The organism is Neoluteolibacter marinus (assembly GCF_014904755.1).
Classification (GTDB): Bacteria; Verrucomicrobiota; Verrucomicrobiia; order Verrucomicrobiales; family Akkermansiaceae; genus Haloferula; species Haloferula marina.
Window position 1 is genome coordinate 1 of the sequence record NZ_JACZFQ010000317.1, and the last position, 545, is coordinate 545.

The 545-nt window shown below is 69.5% G+C and carries 1 protein-coding gene and 1 pseudogene; both read left to right on the plus strand.

Translation table 11 applies throughout. The features are described from left to right. The coding region (locus IG178_RS25055) for a hypothetical protein (protein ID WP_193215280.1) at positions 1-206 on the plus strand (206 nt) is incomplete at its 5' end. 80 nt (positions 207-286) lie between these two features. Next, positions 287-545: pseudogene (locus IG178_RS25060) on the plus strand (hypothetical protein); the annotation flags it as partial.

Consider the following 545-nt stretch of genomic DNA (forward strand, 5'->3'; position numbering starts at 1 on the left):
CCTCGGGCACCCGTCGCGAGGAGAACCTCATGGGCGCCGATGAGCTGAAGATCATGTGGAAGCTGCGTCGAGTGCTCTCGAGCCTGGATCAGCAGCAGGCCCTCGAGCTGCTGACCTCCAAGCTGCGCGACACCCAGTCGAACGCCGAGTTCCTCATGCAGGTCCAGAAGACCACGCTGAACGTCAAGGCGGACGACGACCGCTGAGGTCCCTCGCGACCAGCCCCGGGGCCCGCTCGACGAGCGGTCCTCGGGGTTGAGTCGTCCTGCGTCCGTCGACCGGTCGCATGCCATCCCCGCCCGGCGACCGCCGTCGCCCGGCCCGCAGCCCCTCAGGAGAGCGCGAACCCGTGACCGAGATCGAAGCCCGTGAGGGTACCGGGCCCCTGGAGGCGATCCTCCAGGAGCACGAGCAGCTGCAAAAGCGCCTTGCGGATCCGTCCGTGCATGCCGACCAGCTGCTGGCCCGTCGGCTCAATCGCCGCTATGCGGAGCTGGACCGGGTGGTGGGCGCCCATCGGGAGCTGCAGGCCCTGCGCGAGGACC